At 71.7% G+C, this 22,710-nt stretch carries 23 protein-coding genes and 1 pseudogene; 11 read left to right on the top strand and 13 right to left on the bottom strand.

Annotation, left to right across the window (positions count from 1 at the left end):
* Positions 1-247: 247 nt before the first annotated feature.
* Positions 248-1,018, bottom strand: a complete 771-nt coding sequence (locus tag ACQVFL_RS13715) for an HAD family hydrolase (protein WP_396693654.1) — start codon at positions 1,016-1,018, stop codon at positions 248-250.
* Positions 1,019-1,095: 77 nt separating this feature from the next.
* Here ACQVFL_RS13715 and ACQVFL_RS13720 point away from each other — a divergent pair, with 77 nt between their 5' ends.
* Both ACQVFL_RS13720 and ACQVFL_RS13725 read left to right on the top strand, forming a co-directional pair.
* On the top strand, positions 1,096-3,876 hold the full coding sequence (locus ACQVFL_RS13720; protein ID WP_396693652.1) for a DEAD/DEAH box helicase: 2,781 nt from the start codon (positions 1,096-1,098) through the stop codon (positions 3,874-3,876).
* Positions 3,877-4,027: 151 nt separating this feature from the next.
* A complete protein-coding gene (locus tag ACQVFL_RS13725) occupies positions 4,028-4,918 on the top strand; it encodes an MHYT domain-containing protein (protein ID WP_396693650.1) in 891 nt (296 codons plus the stop codon).
* A 75-nt stretch (positions 4,919-4,993) separates the two neighbouring features.
* Here the strand turns inward: ACQVFL_RS13725 and ACQVFL_RS13730 are convergent, their stop codons facing one another.
* A complete protein-coding gene (locus ACQVFL_RS13730) occupies positions 4,994-6,532 on the bottom strand; it encodes a chitinase (RefSeq protein ID WP_431729828.1) in 1,539 nt (512 codons plus the stop codon).
* Positions 6,533-6,707: 175 nt separating this feature from the next.
* Here ACQVFL_RS13730 and ACQVFL_RS13735 point away from each other — a divergent pair, with 175 nt between their 5' ends.
* The gene (locus ACQVFL_RS13735) at positions 6,708-7,121 is read left to right on the top strand and encodes a type II toxin-antitoxin system Phd/YefM family antitoxin (protein WP_396693648.1); all 414 of its coding nucleotides are present in this window, start codon (positions 6,708-6,710) and stop codon (positions 7,119-7,121) included.
* On the opposite strand, the gene smpB is transcribed toward ACQVFL_RS13735, so the two are convergent.
* Complete coding sequence (gene smpB, locus ACQVFL_RS13740; RefSeq protein WP_396693646.1) at positions 7,122-7,637, bottom strand: SsrA-binding protein SmpB; 516 nt, start codon at positions 7,635-7,637, stop codon at positions 7,122-7,124.
* Between the two features lie 151 nt (positions 7,638-7,788).
* Between smpB and ACQVFL_RS13745 the strand changes: the two genes are divergently transcribed.
* The 3 genes from ACQVFL_RS13745 to ACQVFL_RS13755 all read left to right on the top strand — a co-directional run bounded on the left by ACQVFL_RS13745 (position 7,789) and on the right by ACQVFL_RS13755 (position 10,153).
* Entirely contained in the window at positions 7,789-8,433 is a 645-nt protein-coding gene (locus ACQVFL_RS13745; protein WP_396693644.1) for a maleylpyruvate isomerase family mycothiol-dependent enzyme, read from the top strand.
* 293 nt (positions 8,434-8,726) lie between these two features.
* Positions 8,727-8,870: a hypothetical protein gene (locus tag ACQVFL_RS13750; RefSeq protein WP_396693642.1), complete on the top strand. Its 144-nt coding sequence runs from the start codon at positions 8,727-8,729 to the stop codon at positions 8,868-8,870.
* Positions 8,870-10,153: a putative sulfate exporter family transporter gene (locus tag ACQVFL_RS13755; protein ID WP_431729537.1), complete on the top strand. Its 1,284-nt coding sequence runs from the start codon at positions 8,870-8,872 to the stop codon at positions 10,151-10,153. The genes ACQVFL_RS13750 and ACQVFL_RS13755 overlap by 1 nt, the downstream gene beginning before the upstream one ends.
* 87 nt (positions 10,154-10,240) lie before the next feature.
* Here ACQVFL_RS13755 and ACQVFL_RS13760 read toward each other — a convergent pair whose 3' ends face one another.
* Positions 10,241-10,510, bottom strand: coding sequence for a hypothetical protein (locus ACQVFL_RS13760; protein WP_431729829.1), 270 nt, complete (start codon positions 10,508-10,510; stop codon positions 10,241-10,243).
* 632 nt (positions 10,511-11,142) lie between these two features.
* Here ACQVFL_RS13760 and ACQVFL_RS13765 point away from each other — a divergent pair.
* Positions 11,143-11,997 carry a helix-turn-helix domain-containing protein gene (locus tag ACQVFL_RS13765; RefSeq protein ID WP_431729538.1) on the top strand — a complete coding sequence of 285 codons (855 nt, stop codon included), beginning with the start codon at positions 11,143-11,145 and terminating at the stop codon, positions 11,995-11,997.
* Positions 11,994-12,182: a DUF397 domain-containing protein gene (locus ACQVFL_RS13770; protein WP_396693636.1), complete on the top strand. Its 189-nt coding sequence runs from the start codon at positions 11,994-11,996 to the stop codon at positions 12,180-12,182. The genes ACQVFL_RS13765 and ACQVFL_RS13770 overlap by 4 nt, the downstream gene beginning before the upstream one ends.
* 17 nt (positions 12,183-12,199) lie before the next feature.
* Here ACQVFL_RS13770 and ACQVFL_RS13775 read toward each other — a convergent pair whose 3' ends face one another.
* From ACQVFL_RS13775 to ACQVFL_RS13785, 3 genes are read right to left on the bottom strand one after another with little or no spacing between them, the layout of a single operon-like run.
* Positions 12,200-12,928: an ABC transporter ATP-binding protein gene (locus ACQVFL_RS13775; protein WP_396693634.1), complete on the bottom strand. Its 729-nt coding sequence runs from the start codon at positions 12,926-12,928 to the stop codon at positions 12,200-12,202.
* Positions 12,901-13,749 (bottom strand): ABC transporter permease, encoded by an 849-nt coding sequence (locus ACQVFL_RS13780; RefSeq protein WP_396693632.1) that lies wholly within the window; start codon positions 13,747-13,749, stop codon positions 12,901-12,903. Before ACQVFL_RS13780 ends, ACQVFL_RS13775 begins: the two co-directional genes overlap by 28 nt.
* Positions 13,746-14,708, bottom strand: a complete 963-nt coding sequence (locus ACQVFL_RS13785; protein WP_396693630.1) for an aliphatic sulfonate ABC transporter substrate-binding protein — start codon at positions 14,706-14,708, stop codon at positions 13,746-13,748. Before ACQVFL_RS13785 ends, ACQVFL_RS13780 begins: the two co-directional genes overlap by 4 nt.
* Before the next feature lie 168 nt (positions 14,709-14,876).
* Here ACQVFL_RS13785 and ACQVFL_RS13790 point away from each other — a divergent pair, with 168 nt between their 5' ends.
* Positions 14,877-16,046, top strand: a complete 1,170-nt coding sequence (locus ACQVFL_RS13790) for an LLM class flavin-dependent oxidoreductase (protein WP_396693628.1) — start codon at positions 14,877-14,879, stop codon at positions 16,044-16,046.
* A 54-nt stretch (positions 16,047-16,100) separates the two neighbouring features.
* Here ACQVFL_RS13790 and ACQVFL_RS13795 read toward each other — a convergent pair whose 3' ends face one another.
* The 3 genes from ACQVFL_RS13795 to ACQVFL_RS13805 form a co-directional block, all read right to left on the bottom strand.
* Complete coding sequence (locus tag ACQVFL_RS13795) at positions 16,101-16,613, bottom strand: NUDIX domain-containing protein (protein ID WP_396693627.1); 513 nt, start codon at positions 16,611-16,613, stop codon at positions 16,101-16,103.
* A 70-nt stretch (positions 16,614-16,683) separates the two neighbouring features.
* Positions 16,684-18,729: an amylo-alpha-1,6-glucosidase gene (locus ACQVFL_RS13800; protein ID WP_396693625.1), complete on the bottom strand. Its 2,046-nt coding sequence runs from the start codon at positions 18,727-18,729 to the stop codon at positions 16,684-16,686.
* A gap of 1 nt (position 18,730) precedes the next feature.
* Positions 18,731-19,117 carry an SCP2 sterol-binding domain-containing protein gene (locus ACQVFL_RS13805; RefSeq protein WP_396693623.1) on the bottom strand — a complete coding sequence of 129 codons (387 nt, stop codon included), beginning with the start codon at positions 19,115-19,117 and terminating at the stop codon, positions 18,731-18,733.
* 497 nt (positions 19,118-19,614) lie between these two features.
* Here ACQVFL_RS13805 and ACQVFL_RS13810 point away from each other — a divergent pair, with 497 nt between their 5' ends.
* Complete coding sequence (locus ACQVFL_RS13810; protein ID WP_396693621.1) at positions 19,615-19,929, top strand: TraR/DksA family transcriptional regulator; 315 nt, start codon at positions 19,615-19,617, stop codon at positions 19,927-19,929.
* A gap of 28 nt (positions 19,930-19,957) precedes the next feature.
* Here ACQVFL_RS13810 and ACQVFL_RS13815 read toward each other — a convergent pair whose 3' ends face one another.
* Positions 19,958-20,485, bottom strand: a complete 528-nt coding sequence (locus ACQVFL_RS13815; protein WP_396693619.1) for an ATP-binding protein — start codon at positions 20,483-20,485, stop codon at positions 19,958-19,960.
* 96 nt (positions 20,486-20,581) lie between these two features.
* On the opposite strand from ACQVFL_RS13815, the pseudogene ACQVFL_RS13820 reads away from it, so the two are divergent.
* A pseudogene (locus tag ACQVFL_RS13820) lies at positions 20,582-20,812 on the top strand (VOC family protein); the annotation flags it as partial.
* A 28-nt stretch (positions 20,813-20,840) separates the two neighbouring features.
* Here ACQVFL_RS13820 and ACQVFL_RS13825 read toward each other — a convergent pair.
* The gene (locus tag ACQVFL_RS13825) at positions 20,841-21,665 is read right to left on the bottom strand and encodes an alpha/beta fold hydrolase (protein ID WP_431729539.1); all 825 of its coding nucleotides are present in this window, start codon (positions 21,663-21,665) and stop codon (positions 20,841-20,843) included.
* A complete protein-coding gene (locus ACQVFL_RS13830; protein WP_396693615.1) occupies positions 21,662-22,537 on the bottom strand; it encodes an SDR family oxidoreductase in 876 nt (291 codons plus the stop codon). The genes ACQVFL_RS13825 and ACQVFL_RS13830 overlap by 4 nt, the downstream gene beginning before the upstream one ends.
* Between the last annotated feature and the right edge of the window lie 173 nt (positions 22,538-22,710).

Below are 22,710 nucleotides of genomic sequence, written 5' to 3' on the forward strand. Positions count from 1 at the left end.
CGCCACAACTCCATGATCGGCAACGACGGGGCGAGGCGCGGCTAAGTGGTGGCAGCCCGGCCGAGGCGGGGGCGACCCAGGCGAGACATCACGCGTCAGGGCAGCGTGCGTGGAGAGCGCCACGCACCAGGAAGCACCGGACCCCAGGCGTTCAGGCACCGACGTGGTTGATCAAGGAGTTTTGGTCGCGACGAGAGCAAATCAGTGGCGCAAACTTCTTGATCAACAAGGGGAGTGGCGGGGGGTGTTAGGGGTGGGGGAGGAGGTCTAGGACGGAGCCGAGGCCGTTGGGGCGGCCGGGGTCGGCGGGGGGTAGGACCAGGACGGCGCAGCCGGCGGCCACGGCTCCGGCGTCGGCGGGGGTGTCGCCGACCATCAGCGACTCCTCGGGGTCGACGCCGAGCATTCCGCAGGCGCGCCAGAAGATCGCCGGGTCCGGCTTGCAGCGGCCCACCTCGTAGGAGAGCACGAACGCGTCGACCAGGTCGGCGAGGCCCCAGGCGTCGAAGATGGGCCGCAGGTCGAAGCCGATGTTGCTGACCACGCCCACGCGTACGCCGGCCGCCCGTAGTCCGGCCAGCGTCGGGGCGGTGTCCGGGTACGGCACCCAGCCCTCCGGCACCAGCACGCGCTCGTAGAGGGCGTCGGCGAACCCGTCGATCCCGGCGTCGACCGTCTCGGCCAGCCCGGTGTACGCGCCCCGGTGGGCGTGCGGGTAGAGGTCACGGTCGGCCCACAGTTCGGCCAGTCGGGGCGGTACCCGGCCCGGCAGCGGTCCACCGGCCCGGCCGGCGGTGAGCAGCCGGTCGGCCAGCGAGGTGGCGCGAATCCGGTCCAGCGTGACACCGCACGTCGCGGCGGCGGCCCGCACCCACTCGGTGGGCTCCTCCACCTGTGCGAGCGTGCCGTGGAAGTCGAGCAGCACCGCCCGCACGGGGCGGCGGGACGGCCCTCGGCGGGCGTCTGCGGCACCGGGTACGGCGTCGCTCGGTTCGGGATGATCCGGCACGACGTGCACCCTACCGACCCACCCGGACCACCCTGCCGGACGGCCTTGCCGGGTGGCCGTCGGGGGCACGCACTAATCTTGGTGACATGTCGAGCCCCGCCGAGCGGTACGCCGCGGCGCGCCGCCGGGCCGCCCAGGCCTCACAGTTCCCGGCTCTGGAAGAGTTCACCGCCGATCTCGGGTTCGACCTCGACGACTTCCAGCGCGAGTCGTGTCAGGCGCTGGAGCGGGGCAGCGGGGTGCTGGTGTGCGCTCCGACCGGGGCCGGCAAGACCGTGGTCGGCGAGTTCGCCGTACACCTGGCGTTGCGGGGTGCGCCCGGGCAGCCGGCACCGGCCGACGGCGCCCGGCGCAAGTGCTTCTACACCACGCCGATCAAGGCGCTGTCCAACCAGAAGTACCACGACCTGGTCGACCGCTACGGTGCCGAGCAGGTCGGGCTGCTCACCGGCGACAACGCCATCAACGGCGACGCGCCCGTGGTGGTGATGACCACCGAGGTGCTGCGCAACATGCTCTACGCCGGGTCGACCACCCTCCAGGGCCTGGCGTACGTGGTGATGGACGAGGTCCACTACCTGGCCGACCGGTTCCGGGGCGGGGTGTGGGAGGAGGTCATCATCCACCTACCCGCCTCGGTCACGCTGGTGTCGCTGTCGGCGACCGTGTCCAACGCCGAGGAGTTCGCCGACTGGCTGATCACCGTGCGTGGCGAGACCACGGTGGTGGTCAGCGAGCACCGCCCGGTGCCGTTGTGGCAGCACATGCTGGTCGGCAAGCGGATGTTCGACCTGTTCCACGACGCCGACGCGGCCCGTAAGCACGACGTGCACCCGGAGTTGCTGCGCTACACCCGGGACACGGTGCGCCGCCTCGACCTGGGCGAGGGCCGGTCCGCCGGGCCGGGTGCCGGGCGTCGGGGTCCGCGCTGGCGCGGGCCGCTGCGGCCGGACATCGTGGATCGGCTGGACCGCGAGGGCCTGTTGCCGGCGATCCTGTTCATCTTCAGCCGGGCCGGCTGCGACGCGGCGGTGCAGCAGTGCCTGGCGGCCGGGCTGCGGCTCACCTCGCCCGAGGAGCGTTCGGAGATCCGCCGGGTGGTGGAGTCCCGGATCACCGCCATCCCGGGCGAGGACCTGTCGGTGCTGGGCTACTGGGAGTGGCTCGACGGCCTGGAGCGTGGGCTGGCCGCCCACCACGCGGGCATGCTCCCGGCGTTCAAGGAGGTCGTCGAGGAGCTGTTCGTCCGGGGGCTGGTGAAGGCGGTCTTCGCCACCGAGACGCTCGCCCTGGGCATCAACATGCCGGCCCGCTGCGTGGTGCTGGAGCGCCTGGTCAAGTACAACGGCGAGGCCCACGTCGACCTGACCCCGGGGGAGTACACGCAGCTCACCGGGCGGGCCGGGCGACGGGGCATCGACGTCGAGGGGCACGCCGTGGTGGTGTGGTCGCCGGAGACCGATCCACGGCACGTGGCGGGGCTGGCCTCCACCCGGACGTACCCGCTGCGGTCGAGCTTCCGGCCCTCGTACAACATGGCGGTCAACCTGGTCGGCAGCGTCGGCGCGGCACCGGCCCGCGAGCTGCTGGAGTCGTCGTTCGCGCAGTTCCAGGCGGACCGGTCGGTGGTCGGCCTGGCCCGGCAGGTGCAGCGCAACACCGAGACCATCGATGCGTACGGCGCGGAGGCGGCCTGCCACCACGGTGACTTCGACGAGTACTTCGCGCTGCGGGTGGCCATCTCCGATCGGGAGCGGGCCATCGCGCGCCAGGGGCAGAGTCAGCGCCGGGCGGCGGCGGTGGCGGCGCTGGAGCGGCTGCGGGTGGGTGACGTGATCCGGGTGCCGTCGGGACGCCGGGCCGGTCTGGCCGTGGTGCTCGACCCGGCGGCCGGCGGGTTCAGCGAGCCCCGGCCGCTGGTGCTCACGCAGGACCGGTGGGCGGGTCGGATCAGTCCCGGCGACTTCACCACCCCGGCCGAGGTGCTGGCGCGCATCCGGGTGCCCAAGCACTTCAACCACCGCAACCCGGCCGCGCGGCGGGACCTGGCGGCGCAGGTCAGCGGCACCGGCCTGGACCGGCACTCCCGTCGGGGCGCGCGCGGCCGACAGTCGGGGGAGGACCACCGGCTGACCCAGCTCCGCTCCGAGATGCGGCGACACCCCTGTCACGCCTGCCCGGAGCGGGAGGAACACGCCCGCTGGGCGGAGCGCCGCCGTCGGCTGGAGCGGGACACCGAGGAGTTGCGGCAGCGGGTCTCCGGACGGACGGGGTCGTTGGCCCGTACGTTCGACCGGATCGTGGCCCTGCTCACCGCGCGCGGCTACCTGACCGCCGAGGGTGCGGTGACCGACGCCGGGCGGATGCTGGGGCGGATCTGGACGGAGGCCGACCTGCTGGTCGCGGAGTGCCTGCGGCGTGGCGTCTGGGACGGGCTCTCCCCGGCCGAGTTGGCGGCGGCGGTCTCGGTGGTGGTCTTCGAGGCGCGTCGGGACGTCGACGAGCGGGCGTCGTTGCCGCGTGGCGCGGTCGCCGAGTCGGTGGACGCGACGTTGAAGCTGTGGAGCGAGATCGAGGCCGACGAGGCGGCGCGGGGCCTGACCGTCACCCGGGAGCCCGACCTGGGCTTCGCCTGGCCGGTCTACCGCTGGGCGCGGGGTGAGGCGTTGGCGAAGGTGTTGGCCAGCGGGCACGAGTTGGACGGCGAGATGCCGGCCGGCGACTTCGTCCGGTGGGCCCGTCAGGTGGTGGACCTGCTCGGGCAGGTGGCCGATTCGGGTGGCGCCTCGACCGAGCTGCGGGCCACGGCCCGACAGGCGATCGCGGCCGTCAACCGGGGAGTGCTGGCCTACCATTCGCCCGCGTGAGTGTGACCGTCGGGAATCGACGCATCGCTGAGTAATCGTGACAACACAGCGCGAAGTGCCCCCGAACGCCTATTGTGCCTGCTCGGGTGCTCCCCGATCATGTCTTCGGCGCGTCGCTACGCGTTGGTAGCAGCTCTGGGGGGAGCCCGTTGTGGCGGAAATCAATCATTTTGAATACGGGTGGATCACGCCGGGGATCAGTTACGCCCTGTCGGTGCTGGGTTCCATTCTCGGCCTGATCTTCGCGGGCCGGATAAGGATCGCGCAGTCCACCGGGCAGAAGATCTGGTGGGGGACGCTCGCGGCGTGGGCGCTCGGCGGCACCGCGATCTGGACGATGCACTTCATGGCGATGCTCGGCTTCGCGGTGACCGGCTCGCGGATCCGGTACGACGTGCCGATCACCGTCGCCAGCGCCCTGCTGGCGGTGCTCGCGGTCGGCATCGGTCTGGCCATCGTGGGCACCGGCCGGCTGTCGGCGGTCCGCATCCTGGCCGGTGGCCTGTTCACCGGTCTCGGTGTGGCGGCGATGCACTACAGCGGCATGGCCGCGATGCGGCTGGACGGCCGGATCAGCTACGACTCGCTGCGGGTGGCGGCGTCGATCGTGATCGCGGTGGTTGCCGCCACCGTGGCGCTCTGGCTGGCGGTCACCGTCCGTCGGGGGCTGGCGATCTTCGGCTCGGCGCTGGTGATGGGTGTGGCGGTCAACGGCATGCACTTCACCGGGATGAGCGCGATGTCGGTGCACCTGCACGACCAGCGGACCGAGCTGGCCGGGGCCACGGTCAGCACGATGCTGCTGCCGATCGTCCTGCTGGTGATCTTCGGTGTGGTGGGCCTGGTGTACGCCCTGCTCGCGGCGCCGACGGACGAGGACCGGGCGGCCATGGCATACCTGGACTCGCTGCGGGACTCGACCGCCGCCGCGCCGGCGCCGGCCGCCGTGTCCGCCGCCGACCCGGTCGGGCTGCGTGCCCGGTCGAGCCTGGCGCGTCCCGGCGCGCAGTTCCCGTCCCGCCGGGACCGTCCGACGCCCTGAGCGTCGGCCCGGCCCCAGGGCCGGTGATGGCCCCGAGCAACGGCGCTCGGGGCCATCACCGTGTGCGGCCACGGGTCAGGGCAGGGCCTTGAGGAACGGGCCGTGGCTGCGGCCGAACTCCCACTGGTAGAAGCGGTCCCAGTTGATCGACCAGGTCATCAGGCCACGGAAGTTCGGGTTGGTGCCGCTGCGCGGCGTGTAACCGCCGCAGTTCTGCCCCCGGACCAGGCAGGTGACGGCCGCCTGCACCCCGGCCGGGGCGACGTAGCCGTTGCCCGCGCTGACCGACGAGGGCGCGCCGAAGGCCACCTGGTCCTCCCGCAGCGCGGGGAAGAAGCGGTCCGGGTTGCCGGCCACCGGGAAGCCGGCCAGCAGCATGTCGGTCATCGCGATGTGGAAGTCGGCCCCGCCCATGGTGTGGTACTGGCCGTCCAGCCCGACGATCGGGCCCGAGTTGTAGTTCTGCACGTGCAGCACGGTCAGGTGGTCCCGCAGCGCGTGGATCACCGGCAGGTACGACCCGGCGCGCGGGTCCTGGCCGCCCCACGGTCCCGGCCCGTAGAACTGGTAGCCGAGCTGGACGAAGAACGTCTCCGGCGCCATGGTGAGCAGGAAGCCTGCGCCGTAGCGTTGCTTGAGCGTACGGATCGCCGAGATCAGGTTCACCACGACCGGGGTGGTCGGGTTGCGGAAGTCGGTGTCACCGGCATCGAGGTACAGGGAGTGGCCCTCGAAGTCGATGTCGAGCCCGTCGAGGCCGTACCGGTCGACGATCGCCGACACCGAGCGGACGAAGGCGTCCCGGGCGGTGGTCGTGGTGAGCTGGACCTGCCCGTTCTGCCCGCCGATGGAGAGCAGCACCTTCTTGCCCTGCTGCTGCTTGGCCCGGATCGCGGCGGTGAACTCGGCCTCGCTCTCCACACCCGGACACTCGCTGGCCGGGCAGAGCTGGAACCGGATGTCGCCGGAGGTGACCGTGGTGGGTTCGCCGAAGGCGAGGTTGATGACGTCCCACTCGGCCGGTACGTCGGCCATCCGCAGGTAGCCGGAGCCGTTGGCGAAGCTGGCGTGCAGGTAGCCGATCAGAGCCCGTCGGGGCAGGCCGCCGGTGGGCGGTGTCGTCGGCGGTGGCGTGGTGGGTGGCACGGTGGTCGGCGGTGGGGTGCTGGGCGGTGGCGTGGTGGGCGGCGTGGTGGTCGGCGGGGTGGTGGTCGGCGGGGTCGTCGGGGTGCCGCCGCCGCAGGGCGCGCCGTTGATCCGGCAGTCGGTGGGTGACCCGGGTCCGGTGGCCAGGAAGCCGAAGGAGGTCGAGGCGCCCGGGGCGAGGGTGCCGTTCCAGGATCGGTTGGTGAAGGTGTGCCGCTGACCGACGCTGCTGACGGTGGCGTCCCAGAATGAGCCCAGGGTGGTCCCGGTGGGCAGGGTGAAGGCGACCTGCCAGGAGGTGATGGTGCTGCTGCCGCCGTTGGTGACGGTGTACCTGCCCTCCCAGCCGGTGCCCCAGTCGGCGGTCTTGACGAAGCCGGCGGTGGGACCGGCGGCCTGTGCCGGGCTGGTCGCCACCAGCGTGGTGGCGACGACAGTGGCCAGGGCCGCGACGGCGGTGAGCAGCAGATGTCGGGTGGGGCGACGCATCCGGACCTCCCGGGGGACGAGGGCCGTCGATCGACGGATGCTCAATTATTAGGATTGTTTACTGTAGATGTCCAGGGTTCCGTGTACGCCCGGTGACCACGCTCCCTGATGGACGGTTGCGGAAAGTGTCGTACCCCGCACCCACCATGTATTCATGGCTGTCCCCGCCCTCACCCCAGGCACCGCCCCGCCGCGCTCGCTGCCGCTCCGCGAGGCGCGCACCCGACTGAGCCAGCTCGTCGCCATGGCGGAGCTGACCGACACCGTCACCGTGATCACCCGCGACGGCGACCCCCGGCCGGTCGCCGCGATCGTGCCGCCGGGCGCGGTGCGCACCGCCGGCCAGGCCCGCGCCGACGCCGACCGGCTCGCCGAGGTCACCGCCGGATGGGCCCGCCGGCTGGAGGCCCAACGGGAGCAGAGTGGCCGTCGGCACGCCGCCGAGCTGCGCGCGGTGACGACCGCGCTCGCCGAGGTCTGGGCCGAGTTGGAGCGACGCGCCCCCACCGGCGGCGATCCCGCGCTCGCCCGGCTGCGCGCGGCGCACGAACACCTGCTCGCCGGCTGATCACCGACCGGTCGCGCGGCCTTCGGCGTACCGGCCCGTCCGACCCTTCAGACGACGCCCCATCTCCCGGGCGATCTCCCGGTCGGCGTCCCGAGCGGCGAGCGCCTGCCGTTTGTCGTAGGCCTTGCGGCCCTTGGCCAGGGCCAGCTCGACCTTGGCCCAACCGCCGGAGAAGTACATCGACAGCGGCACCAGCGTGATCCCGCCCTCCCGGGTCTGGGCCAGGATGCGCTCGATCTCCACCCGGCGCAGCAGGAGTTTCCGGGTCCGCCGGGGCGCGTGGTTGGTCCACGTGCCATAGCCGTACTCGGCGATGTGCAGGCCGTAGAGCATGATCTCGCCGTCGCGTTCCTGCGCGAAGGCGTCGACGAGCGACACCCGCTTCTCGCGCAGCGACTTCACCTCGGTGCCGGCCAGCACGATCCCCGCCTCGTACGTCTTGAGGATCGTGTAGTCGTGCCGCGCCTTGCGGTTCGACGCGACAACCGTCCGCTCGTTGCCACCGGAGGTGCCCATCCGGCGAAGGATAGTGCCCGGCCGTCCCGATCCGCAGGGTCGCCGCGGCGGTGGCCGAGTTGGCCGCCCGGCTGCGGGCCACCGGGGACGAGGCGTTGCGGACCCGCCTCGCCTCCACCGCCTCTTGCCGGACGCTCTAAGCTGCTCAGCGATGAACTCCGCCGACTCCAGCGACTCCGCCCGCATCGCCGCCCAGATCGTCGCCGCCCGTGGCGTCCTGGCCGACGATCTCGCTGATCTGACCGAGGCGCAGTGGGCCACCCGCTCGCTCTGCGGCTCCTGGAGCGTCGAGGAGACGCTGGCCCATCTGACCTCGGCGGCGCGCATGACTCCGTTCCGCTGGATGCGCAGCATGGCCGCCGCCGGGTTCCGCCCGGACGTGCACAACCGGCGTCGCCTGCGCGAGCAGCTCGGCGCGACGCCCGCCGAGACGCTGGCGACGTTCCGGGCCGCCGTGTCCGCCACGACCGCCCCGTCCGGGCACGCCGCCGCGTGGCTGGGCGAGGTCGTCGTGCACGGCCAGGACATCCGTCGCCCGCTCGGACTGCCCGGCGGGCCGACGGTCGAGGCGGCCACCACGGTCGCCGAGTTCTTCGTGTCCAGGAACTTCGCCGTCAACAGTCGCGATGTGGCGAGGGGCCTGCGGTGGGAGGCGACCGACGGGCCGTTCCGCAGCGGGGACGGCCCGGTCGTCCGGGGAACGACCGAGGCTCTGGTCATGGTCCTCGCGGGCCGACGTGCCTACCTCGCGGACATCACCGGCGACGGCGTGGCGACGGTGAGCGCCCGCCTCTAGGCACCGCGTGGACCCGTGCCGGTTCCGGGTGCCGCCCGGATCGTGGGTAGCTCTTGTATTCCTACTTTGCCGGTAGGAATATAGTTCGGTGGTCACCGATCCTCGACTCACCTCCCGCCGGGTCGTCGACCTGATGCGGGTCGCCTCGGAACTCTGTACCGGCTCGGGCCGCGCCTGACCGGCGCGAGCCCGACGTCGAGCCCGTCCGCTGGTGTCACCCGGCGGATTCGATCACTCCACGCGTCTGTATGCCCTCTGCGTCGCCGTGCCCTCTCACCCCCGGAGGAACCCCCATGAGTGCCCCCGAACCACAGCCCACCCCGACCGCGCCGGAGAGCCGGTTCGCCATCAACGAGGACTGGGCCGCCACCCTCCTCGGGTTGGCCCTGCTCGCGCTGGTCCTGATCGGCGTCATCCCCGCCGGACTGGTGCCCTGATGACCACCGACGCCAGCCGACCCGCGACCGGCACCACCGCACCCGCCGACACGGACCCCACCGTCCCGGTCGACCCCGAGGCCGCCGTCGACTCGACGGCCACCACGGACGGCTCCCCAGCGGGCGCGACCGGTGCACCCGTACACACCGAGTCGGCACCCGCCGGTCCGGCGGGCCTGCCGCCGGCCGCGACACCGCCGGCCGGCGGCTCCTTCTGGGCCTGGACCGCCGTGGGCCTGCTGGTCGTCCTCGCCCTCGCCGTCCTGACCCGCTATCTCGAACAGAACGTGCCCACCTGGGCCGAGGGAACGGCGGTCGAGGACGTCGCGGGCGCGATCGAATACCCGGTGTACGCCATCCTGCTGGGCCTGCTCGGCAACGCGGTGGTGACGCTGACCGGGCTACGGGACCGGATCGCCGCCGCGTTCCGCACCGAGTTCTTCATCAAGACCGGTCTGGTGCTGCTCGGTGCGTCGATCAACCTGGCGGTCATCGCCAGCGCCGCCGGTCCGGCCATCGCCCAGGCGTTGTTGCTGATCAGCGGCGTGTTCCTGTTCACCTGGTGGCTGGCCGGGCGGCTCGGTCTGGACGACAAGCTGCGGGCGCTGCTCGCCAGCGCCGTCTCCATCTGCGGGGTCAGTGCCGCGATCGCCGCCGCCGGTGCGGTACGCGCCCGCCGCGAGCAACTGGCCTACACGGCCAGCCTGGTGATCGTCTTCGCGTTGCCGTCGATCTTCCTGCTGCCCTGGCTGGCCGACGTGCTCGGGTTGGAGTCGGCGGTGGCCGGCGCCTGGATCGGCGGCAACATCGACACCACCGCCGCGGTCACCGCCGCCGGAGCGCTGGCCGGTGACGAGGCGTTGCAGATCGCCAGCATCGTCAAGGTCACCCAGAACGCGCTGATGGGCGTGGTCGCGGTGGCGCTGACCGCGTACTTCGCGCTGCACGTCGAGCGCCGGGCCGGCGCGGCCCGACCGGGACTCGGCGAGCTGTGGCGCCGGTTCCCGAAGTTCGTCCTCGGGTTCGTCGCCGCGTCGGTGATCGCCACCTGGTACCTCGACGTCGCCGGTGCGGACGGCAAGGCCACCATCGCGATCGTCAACGACCTACGGACCTGGTTCTTCATCCTGGCCTTCGTCAGCATCGGCTTGGAGGTGCGGGTGGCCGCGCTGCGGCAGGCCGGGTGGCGGCCGGTGGCGGTCTTCGGTGCCGCCACCGTGTTCAACCTGGTCCTCGCGCTGGGACTGGCTTCGGTGCTGTTCGCCGGCTTCTCGGTGAGCTGAGGCGAGGTTGGACGCGCGGTGCGGGAACCGGGTCCTCCCGCCGGTTCCCGCACCGCGTCCGCGTGGATAGGGCGGCGGGCCTCCTGCTCAGTCCGTCACTCGGCGGGGAGCTTTCGTGCGCCCTGGTCGCCCGGTCGCCACGGGTGTCGGGGCGGTTCGTAGTCCGGCCGGTTGGACGAAGACGGCCCGCCGGGTGACCGCAACACCCCGCATGTCGAGCTGGTAGCCCTCCAGCCAGATCCATCCGTCGTACGTGGTCCAGGTCAACACCCGGATCACGCGGAACAGGATCGGCCGACGAAACTGCACGCTGGCCTGCGGCCCGATCAGGAGCAGGTCACCGGCGCGCGGCGCGATGGTCACGGCAGCCACCCGAGGAACCGCCGATGCAGCAGCCCGGCCGGAGCCCACCCCATGTCCTGACTGGCCGCCACCAGGCACGCACCGAGGTAGAGCGCCAACGACATAGGAGCCTGGTCGTACTCGACCCGCAATTCCTGACGACGTGTCCGGCAGGGCCACGGCGCACCACACCCCGTACAGGTCCAGATCGGCACCACCGGCCCGTGCATCGTCACGAGGTCTCCCCAGGCCAGTGGCGTCGATTGATCGGCATCGGATAGCGCACCCGACACGGCAGATCCCGACCACACCGACATGTCACCCGCCTGAGCACGTGGTTCCATTTCGGTCGGTGGCGACGCGCGAACGTCAGAGCCGCGGCGAGCAGGAACTCGTTGTAGGTCATCTGCCGGACCATCTACCCCTCCTCCCATGAGGAGCGTGGTGGCCGGGCCACGCACGGTCATCCGACCACCACACTCAGGTTCATCGTCTGTTGCCGACGGCCACGGATGCAATATTTCATTTTGGATGAAACGTATGAGAGGATCTCAATACGAAGGACTGCATTGCGTAGCGTGTTCGGCAGGTGTTACAAATCGGGTGCAGTCATCGCCCGGTATGTAGTCAGGAAAAGGGAGTGGTCAGTGACTACCGACACCGGCTCGACAGTTCCCAGGCGGCAGCTCGGGCGGCACCTGCGGCACCTCCGCGAAGAGGCACGCATGACCATCAAGGCGGCAGCCGATGCCCTCGAATGGTCAACTCCGAAGATCTGGCGGATCGAATCCGGTGCTACCTCGATGCGATCGCTAGACGCAGAGGCGATGTGCAGAGTGTACGGAGCGTCACCGGAGATTACCGAGGCGCTGATGGGGCTCGCCAAGGAGACGAGGGGTCGAGGATGGTGGCATTCCTATGGTGACGCCATACCAGAGTGGTTTGAGCTGTACGTAGGACTGGAAGCGGCTGCTGCTCGTTTGCGGAAGTACGAGGCGCAGTTGATTCCTGGTCTACTCCAGACGAAGGCGTACGCCACCAATGTCTATGAGGTCGCACGGCCCGACATGACCGCCGAGGAGATCGATCGAAGCGTTGCGGTGCGACTCGGTCGACAGGCGCTGTTGACCCGCACTGCACCCCGCGCGCCACAGGTCGACATCCTGCTGGACGAGGCTGCCCTCCGGCGGTTCGTGGACGCTGAACAACTTGGCCATCTGGTGACGGTCAGCCGTCAGCCCAATGTGACCCTTCGGGTGCTGCCGTTCGGCGTCGATCTGTACCGCGCCAACCTGACGAACGGCGCCTTCACGATCCTCGACTTCGAACACGGCAGCGAGCCGTCCATCATCTACTCGGACGGCCTCACAGGTGCGCTGTACCTCGAAAAGCCAGCGGAGGTCGAGGCGTACGAAGCTGTGTGGTCCGCCACCGAGAACAAGGCCCTCAGCGAGACGCAGTCTCGCAAGCTCATCGCATCTATCGCAGAGGAGCGGACATGACCACCCTCAACTGGAAGAAGAGCACACGGAGCAACGCGGGCGGAGACTGCATCGAGATGGCCACGCCACCCGAGGCCGTGCTGGTGCGGGACAGCAAGGACCGGCACGGGCCGGTGCTGTCGTTCAACACCGACCAGTGGGCCGGCTTCGTCCAGGGTGTGAAGGGCGGCAGGTTCGTCGCCTGAGCGGCGACGTCTCGTCCTCAGGTGGGTACGCCGAGTCGGTCGAGCAGGCGGCGGCGTAGCGCGCCGAAGGCCGGGTCGTCGGGAGTACGGTCCGGGCCGAGGGGAACGTGCAGCTCCTCCGCGATGACGCCGGACTCCAGCAGGAGCAGCCGGTCGGCGAGCAGCAGTGCCTCCTCGACGTCGTGGGTGACCAGCAGCGCGGCGAAGCCGTGCTCGGCGCGTAGTCGACGCAGCAGCGCCTGCATCCGGAGTCGGGTGAGCGCGTCGAGCGCGCCGAACGGCTCGTCGAGCAGCAGCACGTCGGGTTCGCGTACCAGGGCTCGGGCGACCGCGACCCGCTGTGCCTGGCCGCCGGAGAGTTCGGCGGGCCAGGCGCGGTGCCGGTCGGCGAGGCCGACCTCGGCCAGCGCCCGGTCGACCCGTGCTGCCACGTCCGGGCCGGGCAGTCCCAGGGCGACGTTGTCGGCGACCCGTTTCCACGGCAGCAGCCGGTGCTCCTGGAAGACGACTGCGGCGGTGCCACGTAGGACGGTGTCGCCGGTGGCCTCCTCGTCGAGCCCGGCGAGGACGCGCAGCAGGGTGCTCTTGCCGGAGCCGCTGCCGCCGAGCAGGGCGACGACCTCGCCGGGTGCGATGCTCAGCGAGGTGCCGGCCAGCACGGTGGTGGTGCCGAAGTCGCGGCGTACGTCGGTGGCGGTCAGCACCGCCGTCGGGCCGGTCAGGTCGCCCGAAGTCCTCGTCGCCATGACAGCGTCCTCCTCTCCAGGGTGCGGATGGCCACGTCGGAGAGCAGTCCGAGCAGGGCGTAGACGAGCAGGCCGAGGACCACCACGTCGGTCTGGCTGAACTCGCGGGCCTCCATCATCAGGAAGCCGATGCCGGTCTGCGCGTTGACCTGCTCGCCGACCACCAGGCTGAGCCAGGCGGCGCCGATGGCCAGCCGCAGTCCCAGGAACAGGGCGGGCAGCGCGCCGGGCAGCACCACGTGCCGCAGCCGGGCGACGGGACCCAGGCCGCAGGTGCGGGCCGCCTCGACCAGTCGTTCGTCGATGTCCCGGATGCCGGCGTAGGTGTTGAAGTAGAGCGGGAAGAAGGCACCGAGGGCGACCAGACTGATCTTCAGCGACTCACCGATACCGACCCAGATGATCAGCAGCGGTACGAGTCCGAGATGCGGCAGCATCCGGGCCATCTGGACCGGTGGGTCGATCAGGGCGTCACCGAGTCGCAGCAGCCCGGCGACGGCACCGAGGAGCAGGGCGAGCCCGCCGCCGATGAGCAGCCCGGCACCGGCCCGGCTGAGCGAGTCGAGCAGGTGGGTCAGTAGGGTGCCGTCGCTGGCCAGACGCCATCCGGTGGCGAGCACGGTGCTCGGTGCGGGCAGTTTCTCCGGCGCGAGCCACCCGGCCCGCGCCGCCAGTTCCCACCCCGACACCAGCAGCACCGGACTGGCCAGCCGCCACCCGGCGATCCCGGAGACCGTGGTACGTCGACGCCCCGCAGAGGGCCGCGACGTACCAGGATCTGTGGGGGTGGGTGGGGCGCCAGGGGTGGCTGTGCTGGTCACTGGTAGACCTCGTTGAAGCGGTCGTCGATCCGGGAGCGGATGTCGACCGGGCCGGGGATGAGTTCCAGCGCGGCGAAGCCGTCCGCGATGGCCTGCAACTCGTCACCGACGGCGGGGGTGACCGGTGCCAGGGCGCGGGCGCTGCGGTCCAGGGCCCGGCTGGTGACGTCCTCGGGGATCTTCAGTTCGGGGGCGAGCACCGAGGCGCGTTCGGTGGGGTTGGCGATGCCCCAGTCGGTGACCGTCCGGTAGGTACGCAGGAACGACTCGATCTGTGGGGACTTGTCCGTCAGCGCGTCCGGGTGGGCCAGCACGTACTCGCGGTTGCTGGCCAGGCCGGTGGCGTCGGCCAGGATCCGCACCCCGGGTCGCTCGGCGAGGGCGAAGTAGGGGTCCCAGATCACCCAGGCGTCGACCTGACCGTTGTCGAAGGCGGGCCGCCCCTCGGCGGGCTTGAGGTACTTGACGTTGATGTCCCCCAGGGTCAGGTTGTTCGCCTCCAACAGCCGGACGAGCAGCCAGTGCACGTTGGAGCCCTTGTTCAGGGCGACCGTGCGTCCCTTCAGGTCGGCGAAGGTGCGGATCCCGGAGTCCTCCCTGACCAGCACCGCCTCGCCCTGTGGGACCGGCTCGGAGGTGCCGATGACGGAGAACGGGATCTTGCCGGCGGCGGCGAAGATCGGCGGTGCCTCACCGGTCTGTCCGATGTCGATCGATCCTGCCTTGAGCGCCTCGGTCAGCGCCGGGCCGCTCTCGAACAGCGACCATTCGGCGTCCGGTGCCTCACCTCGCGCCTTGACCAGGCTCAGCCCGCCGAACCGTTGGTAGCCGATGCGCAGTCGGGGGGTGTCGTCGTCGCCGACGGCCGACCCGCCGCACGCGGTGAGGCCGACCGAGGCGACCAGGGCGAGCGCCGTGAGCAGGGCGGTCCGGGCGCGACGTGGGGGAGGGGTACGCATGGTTTCTCCTGGACACCGGGATGAGGGGATCGTCGGACATCGACAGAAGTCCGGGACGACAGCAGCCTACTAAGCCGATAGGTTTTATCGATAGTCTGTCCGCGTGGTCGTCCCATCTCTCAGGAGTGGTCGGCCGGACCCACCCCTGCGCGCCCGGAGGATCGAGTCATGTCGTTGACGTTCCACTGGTTCCTGCCCACGTACGGCGACAGCCGGGACATCGTCGGCGGCGGGCACGGCATGTCGGCGGGAAGGGCCGGCGGCGCCCGCCCGCCCACCATCGGCTACCTCGGCCAGATCGCCCGCACGGCGGAGCAGCTCGGCTTCGTCGGCGCGCTCACCCCGACCGGGGCCTGGTGCGAGGACGCCTGGCTGACCACCGCCATGCTCACCGAGGTCACCGAGCGGCTGAAGTTCCTGGTCGCCTTCCGACCCGGTCTGCTCTCGCCGACCCTCGCCGCGCAGATGGGCGCCACCTTCCAGCGGCTCTCCGAGGGACGGCTGCTGGTCAACGTGGTCACCGGCGGCGAGGCACACGAACAGCGGGCGTACGGGGACTTCCTGGACAAGGACGCCCGGTATGCGCGTACCGACGAGTTCCTGCACGTGGTGCGGGCGCTGTGGCGCGGTGAGACGGTCGACCACAGCGGCACCCACGTCCGCGTCGAGCAGGCCCGCCTGGCCCGGCTGCCCGACCCGGCCCCGCCGGTCTACTTCGGCGGCTCGTCGGCGGCGGCCGGTCCGGTCGCCGCCCGGCACAGCGACGTCTACCTGACCTGGGGCGAGCCGCCGACGCAGGTCGCCGCCAAGCTCGACTGGATCCGCAAACTGGCCGCCGAGGCCGGCCGGACCGTGCGGTTCGGCATCCGGCTGCACGTCATCTCGCGCGACACCGCCGACGAGGCGTGGGCGCAGGCCCGACGACTGCTCGACGGTATCGCCGACGCCGACATCGCCGCCGCGCAGGAGGGGCTGCGCCGCAGCGAGTCCGAGGGGCAGCGACGGATGCTCGACCTGCACGGTGGGTCCCGGGACGGCCTGGAGATCAGCCCCAACCTGTGGGCCGGGGTCGGTCTGGTCCGTGGTGGCGCGGGCACCGCCCTGGTGGGCAGCCACACCGAGGTCGCCGACCGGATCGCCGAGTACCACGCGCTCGGCCTGGACGAGTTCGTGCTCTCCGGGCATCCGCACGTGGAGGAGGCGTACTGGTTCGGTGAGGGGGTGCTGCCGATCCTGCGGGCGCGCGGGCTGTGGCACCACCCGGCGGGCGCACCGGTGGTGTCGCAGCCCGCCGGCATCCCGTTCGCCACCCCGCCGGTGCCGTCGGGTCGGGGCTGACCCGAACGTCGTCAGCCGGTGCCGGGCGGATGATCCGGCACGCGTACCCGCCGGTCAGCCGGACCGGCGGGCGAAGAAGTCGGCCAGCATCCGGGTGTGGGTGGAGAACGCCAGTTCAGTGGGCTCGGTCAGCACCAGCCACTCGGTGGCCTCCGCTGTCGGGGCCGACGGCGGCAGGTCCTCGGCGGCGCGTACCGGCAACTCTCCGAAGATCATCATGGTGCCGCCGGCCGGTGCACCGTGCACCGCGAGCAGCTCCGCGGTGGCGGAGTCGGCGACCAGCCCCGTCTCCTCCCACAACTCGCGGACCAGCGCGTCGCGCCACTCCTCGCCGTACTCGACGAAGCCGCCCGGCAGCGCGAGCAGCCCGCGTGCCGGTTCGATGTCCCGCCGGACGACGACCACGCCGAGACCGGTGACGGTGCGGACCGGCAGCAGCGCCACGGCCACCGGCAGCGGGTTGCGCCAGACCGTCTGGCCGCAGGCCGCGCAGATCCGGGGCCACCCGGCGTCCGCCGGGTAGGCGGCACCGCAGGACGAGCAGTGCGAGTACGGCAGGCCGGTCATGTCGCTGCACGTTACCCCGACGATCGGGACGCGGCGCCGACGGTCAGCCCGGCGGTGGCGCGGTGTGCGGTCAGGCGGTGTCCGCCCGGGCGTTGCCGATCGCGTCCTTGTGTCCCCAGCGGCCCGGGATGTCGAGCAGTTCGATCCGGCCGAACCGCTGCGGTATCGCCGGATGCACCACCAGGTGCTCGCCGTACGGCTCCAGGCCGAGCAGGGTCCGCAGCAGCAGGAAGATCGCGCCGGTGGCGGAGGCCTGCGGGCTGTTCGCCGCCGGGTACGGCACCGGGAAGCGGGTCAGCTCCCGGTCGTAGCCGGCGAACGACTCCGGCACCCGCCCGGCGAAGTGCTGCGCCGCGTCGATGATGCTCTCCGCGATGACGCCCGCCTCGGCGAGGAAGCCGTACCGGCGCAGCCCCATCGCGATCAACGAATTGTCGAACGGCCAGACCGTGCCGACGTGGTAGCCGAGTGGGTTGTAGCTGACCTGTCCGGTGGCGAGCGTCCGGACGCCCCAGCCGGAGAACAGCCGGGGACCGAGCAGGTGGTCGGCGACCGAGGCGGCCTTGTCATCGTCGGCGATGCCGCTCCACAGCAGGTGCCCCATGTTCGACGCCAGCGCGTCCACCCGGTCGCCGTCGGGGCCCAGCGCCAACGCGAAGTACCCGCCGTCGTCGATCCAGAAGTCCCGGTTGAACCGCTGCTTGAGCTGCGCCGCCTGCTGGTCCAGGCGGTCGGCGTACGCCGGGTCGCCCCAGAACTCGCGGGCCAGCCGGGCGCCGCGCCGTTTCGCGTCGTACGCGTAGCCCTGCAACTCGCAGGTGGCACGGGGCAGTCCCGGCAGCCGGCCGTCGCGATAGCAGATCGCCTCCGGGGAGTCCTTCCAGCAGTGGTTCTTCGCCCCGCTGTGTTCGTTGCGCGGCTGGTACCAGATGTACCCGTCGCCGCGTACGTCGCCGTACTCGTCGATCCACCGCAACGCGGCCCGTGCGGCGTCCTCCAACTCCCGGACCAGCGCACCGTCCCCGGTCCAGCGTTCGTATTCGTCGAGCAGGACGACGAACAGCGGCGTGACGTCGGCTCCACCGAAGTAGGGCGACTGCGGGCGTTCCTCGAAGGCCGCCATCTCGCCGTACCGGAACTCGTTGAGGATCTTGCCCGGCTCCTCGTCCCGGAAGTCGTCGAGCACCGTGCCCTGGTTGAGCGCGAACAGACGCAGCGTGGTGGTGGCCAGGCGGGGCACGAACGGCAGCGTCTGGAAGCAGGTGAAGATGCTGTCGCGCCCGATGAGCGTCGCCGACCAGGGCAGTCCGGCGGCCGGCATGGACTCGTTCGGTGCGGCCAGCGGCGTGTAGCGCAGACCCGCCAGGTCCACCAGCCCGCGCCGGTAGGTGGTGGTCATCGGTTCCCAGTCGCAGGTGAGCTGGGGCGCGTCGGCCAGCCACTCGCTGAGGTCGTGACGCAGTCGCGCCCCCTTGAGGTGCCCGTGGTGGCCGAGCCGGGTCCGGATGTCCTCGCCGTTCGGACTGGGGACCAGGCCGGTCACCTGGAGTCGTGTGCTCCACTTGCCCTGCCGGGCGACCTGGATCCGGAACGTCAGCCCGCGCTCGTCGACCTCGGCGGGTTCGCTGGAGGAGACGTCGGTGAGCCGATGGAAATTCTCCCGCCGGTAGCCCAGCCGCAGGCGGTCGTCGGACACCTCGCGGTAGCCGCGCACCGTCGAGGCGCGCGGCCACACCACGTTGTAGATCGGGGCGAAGTCGCTGTCCACCTCGACGCGCAGGACGTGGTCGACCGCCTCGCCGGTGTGGTTGAGCACGGTCAACTGCTCGACGAACCCGCAGCCCGAGATCCACCGGTCCCGGATGACCGACACCTTGGCGTCCACGTAGTGGGTCGGATGGCCGGGCACCAGGAAGAACCTGATCTCGTAGTAGTTGGGGTCGTGCACGGCCAACGGGTGCAACTGCTCCCCGTCGAGGCTGAGCTGCCAGGTGGACAGGAACCGGGTGTCGAAGGCGAAGAAGCCGCTGGGGTTGCTGAGGCTGAACGCCATGTCGCCGTTGTCCTCGCTGAGCGCGAAGACGTTGCCGTCGAGGATGCGGACCAGCTTCTGCACGTCAGTTCCGCTCCCGGGCCGGGCTGCCGCCACCGGCCACCTCACGAGGGTGGCGGGCGCCCGGTGGCGGGGCGAAGATCCGCTCCAACATGATCACGAAACGGAACTCGCCGTCCGCGGTGAAGTCGTTGCGCAGCCAGGCGGGCAGTGGCTTGACCTCGCCGTGTGCCATCCGCAGGAACAGCGCCTCGTCGGCACCGATCACCGTGTCCGCGGGGGCCGCGTCGCCCCGGACGACCGTCACCCGCCCGTGGTCGATGCGGACCAGCCAGTGCTCGACATGGTCGGGGTAGCGCAGGTCGAAGCGGACCGTGCCGGAGACCTGGCGCAGCATCCGGCCGCCGTCGCGGGCCAGACCGTCGAAGAAGTGGCGCACCGCCTCGGACATCCCCACCACCTCCTGCGGACCGGCGGCAGCGGACCGCGACCGCCCCACACGGCGCGGCGGATGTGCCGGTCAAGCTGCGGTATCTGTCACCTTAGCGGCTTAAGTACGTATACGGGTGGGTCTGCTACCGGGACCGTCCGGATTTGCCATTGGTTTCCTGTGCTGCCGCGCCTATGGTGGTCCGATGCATCCCGCCGCTCCGCTGTTCCGCGCCGCCGTCGCCACGGCGGTGCCGCTGGCGGCTGCGCTGGGGCGGTGCGCCGCGACCCGGCCGGCGTGGGTGTCCGCGCGGGCCGGTCACGGTCAGCCGCGTCCCGCCGGTCGGAGCCCCCCGGCATCCCGTCGCACACACACGACGGCCAGGGGCGAAGCGGACAGCTTCGGCCCTTTTCTATTTTCCGAGGAGGGAACAGCGGCATGAGCCAGCAGAGCGAGCGAATCATCCGGTGCAGTGCGGTGAGGTCTCATGGCGGCACGCAGCGGAGCGGAGTGACGGCATGAGCACCGACACGTACGACCAGCAGTGGCGCACCGAACTCCAGGCGACGTTGACGCACGAGTTCGAGGCGCAGACGGCCCGGCTGACCGAGCTGACGGCCGACACCGGCGACCCGGCGGAGGCGCTCACCAACGGCGCGCTGATCGCCGCCACCCGACAGAGCCTGGAGCAGATCACCGGGGCGCTGCGCCGTCTCGCCAGCGGCAGCTACGGGAGCTGCGAGAAGTGCGGCACCACGATCCCTCGGGAGCGCCTGGAGATCCTGCCGCACGCCCGGTTCTGCGTGCCCTGTCAGCAGAAGCACAACGGCTGACTCGGGTGCCGGCTGCCGCGTCGAGCGCCTATCGGCGCGGCAGCCCCTCGTCGCCGCCACGTGGGCCGGCGGGCGGACCGCTCGGGGGTAGCCCCGGCAGTACGGTCGGCTGGTCGATCAGGCTGGCGGTGACGGTGGCGGTCATGCCGTCGGGTCGGCGGGTGAGGGTCAGCGCACCGGTGAGCTGGTGGGCCAGCCAGAGGCCGCGCCCACCGGCGGTGGTGCTCGGCGGCAGGTGCACCGTTAGGTCGGCGTCGGGCTGGTCACCGTGGTCGGAGACCTCGCAGACCAGCAGGTGGGCACGCTGGATCAGGTCGAGACGTCCCTGCCCCCCGCCGTGCAGCACGGCATTGGTGACCAGCTCGTGCACGGCCAGGACGAGATCCTCGGCCAGGTCGCCGGTGAGGCCCGCGGCGGCGATCCGCGCGGCGAGCAGGTGCCGCAACGGCGTCACCGTCTGTGCGGTGAAAGACTCGGACAGTAGGCAGATCTCCTCGCCGACCCCCGACATCGGGCCGCCGGTGCCGCCGGCGTCCGGTTGGGCGAGGTTGCTCATGCAGGCAGATTACGTCGTCCCTCGGCATCTGCGACCCTTGCCGGACAGCAAGCATCGCGGTGGGGGCGCTGCTCGGGCCCCGATTGGCATGATCGAATGCCGCAGCTCGCCGCACGCACTCTCGGCCCCACCGAGTCGGTGCTGCTGAGCGATGCGACCGGGACCGGGCCGAACATCGGGATCGCCCCCGCCGGGGACCTGCCGCCGGTCGGCCGGATCCGACTGGACCTGACCGCCGAGGACGGGGAGATCGCCTCGGTGGTGGCCGCCGGGGCGACCGTGCGGCGTACGCTGCCGCGCTGGACCGTGCTGACCGACCCGGAGGGCAACGAGTTCCGTCAGCACCGACCTCGGCTCAGCCCGCCGCGTCCGCGCGGTCGGCGGGGCGGGGCAGCGCGCCGGTGGTCTCCAGGATCAGCGTGGCGACCGCCTCGGGATCGTCGCTCATCGGCACGTGCCCACAGCCGGACAGGGTCTGCACACGGGCGCCCGGCAGGTCGGCGCGGGCCCGCTCGGCCTGGTGGACACCGAAGATGCGATCTCGGTCACCCCAGCCGATGGTGACCGGTGTCGCGCACCCGCCCAGCGCGGCACAGTCGACCCGGTAGCCCCGGGCGGCCCGGGCGACGGTGCCGAAACCGGCACACCGGCGCAGGGCGAGGGCGTCGGCCAGGGCCCGCTCGGCGTCCAGCGCCGCCGGACGGGCCACCAGCGGGCCGAAGCACCACGCGCGCAGCCCCGGCGAGCGCAGCGCGGCCCGGATCAGTGGGGTGGGCAGGTAACTGGTGGCCCGCATCCAGCTCAGGGCCCGCAGTGCGCGGCGACGCTCGGCGTCGGTGAAGAACCCGGCGGGGGAGAGCGCGGTGACCGAGGCGGCCAGCCCGGAGGCGGCCAACTCCAGGCCGATCGCCCCGCCCAGGCTGTACCCGGCGACGTGCGGCCGGTCCCACCCCCATTCGGCGAGTACCGGCCGGATCGTCGCGACGATGGCCGCCATGTCGGTGGGCATTCCGGTCGGCGGCACCGGGGATTCGCCGAAGCCGGGCAGGTCGATGGCGATCACGTCGTGATGCGCGGCGAGCCGGTCGAACACCGGGTCCCACGCCTGGTGCCGGTGCCCGATGCCGTGCACCAGCAGCAGCGGATCCCCGGCCCCGGCCCGCCGGAAACGCAGCGTCACGAGCCGCCACCCCCCACCGAGGTACGCCCGAAGGAGCGCCCGAGCAGACGCACCTCGTCCTCCATCTGCGCGACCATGGTCGTACCCCCGAAGCGGCTGATCACCGCGTCGGCCAAGCGGCTCTGCGCGATCGGCCGCAACGCCTGGACCAGGCCGATCGAGCGCGGAATGTAGATCTTGCGGCGGCGACGCTCGATGCCGCGCAGCAGCTCCTCGGCGCACCGTTCGACGCCGACCACGGTGTTCAGCGGCCACGGCAGCCGGCGCTGGGCCTGCCGGAACGAGGCCAGGTCGTCACGCAGGTCCCGGACCAGGTCGGTGTCGATCCAGATCGGATGAGCGGTGCCCACGGTCAGGCCGTGCCGCCGGTTCTCCAGGCGCAGCACGTTGCCGAACTGCTCCGCGCCCGCCTTCGACGCGCAGTACGCGGCCATCCCGGGCATCGCGCCGAAGGCCGCCGCCGAGGAGACGATCAGCACGTGCCCCCGGGCGGCGAGCACCTGCGGCAGGGCCGCGCTGACGGTTCGCACCACGCCGGTGAGGTTGACCTCGATGGTGCGCGCGAGCGCGTCGACCGGCCCCAGCGCGACCGTACCCAGGTTCGCGATGCCGGCGTTGGCCACCACCACGTCGATACCGCCGTACCGCTCGACGGTGGAGGTGACCGCGTCGTCCAGCGCGGACTGGTCGGTCACGTCCGCCTCGTACCAGTGGCCGTCCAGCTCGGCGGCGAGCTGCCGCAGCAGCGCCGGCTCCAGGCCGACCAGCGCGACGCGGGCGCCCCGGGCAGCGGCGCCCCGGGCCAGCTCGGCGCCGATGCCCCGGGCCGCGCCGGTGATCAGGATCGTCCGGTCGCGAAGGTCGTACCGCATCGGCGTGCTCCCTGTCCCGGTCGGCGCCGCCGGTGGTGGTGGCGCGGTGGGCGACGGGACGGAACCAGACCGTACCGCGACCGCCGGTCGGCAGCTCGGCGGAGGCACCGGCCGTGCGGGTCGGCGTCGTGCTGCTGCGGACAGCGGGGTCGGCATCGGGAAGGATCGGCCCG

It is taken from the genome of Verrucosispora sp. TAA-831, assembly GCF_050780145.1.
GTDB lineage: Bacteria > Actinomycetota > Actinomycetes > Mycobacteriales > Micromonosporaceae > Micromonospora.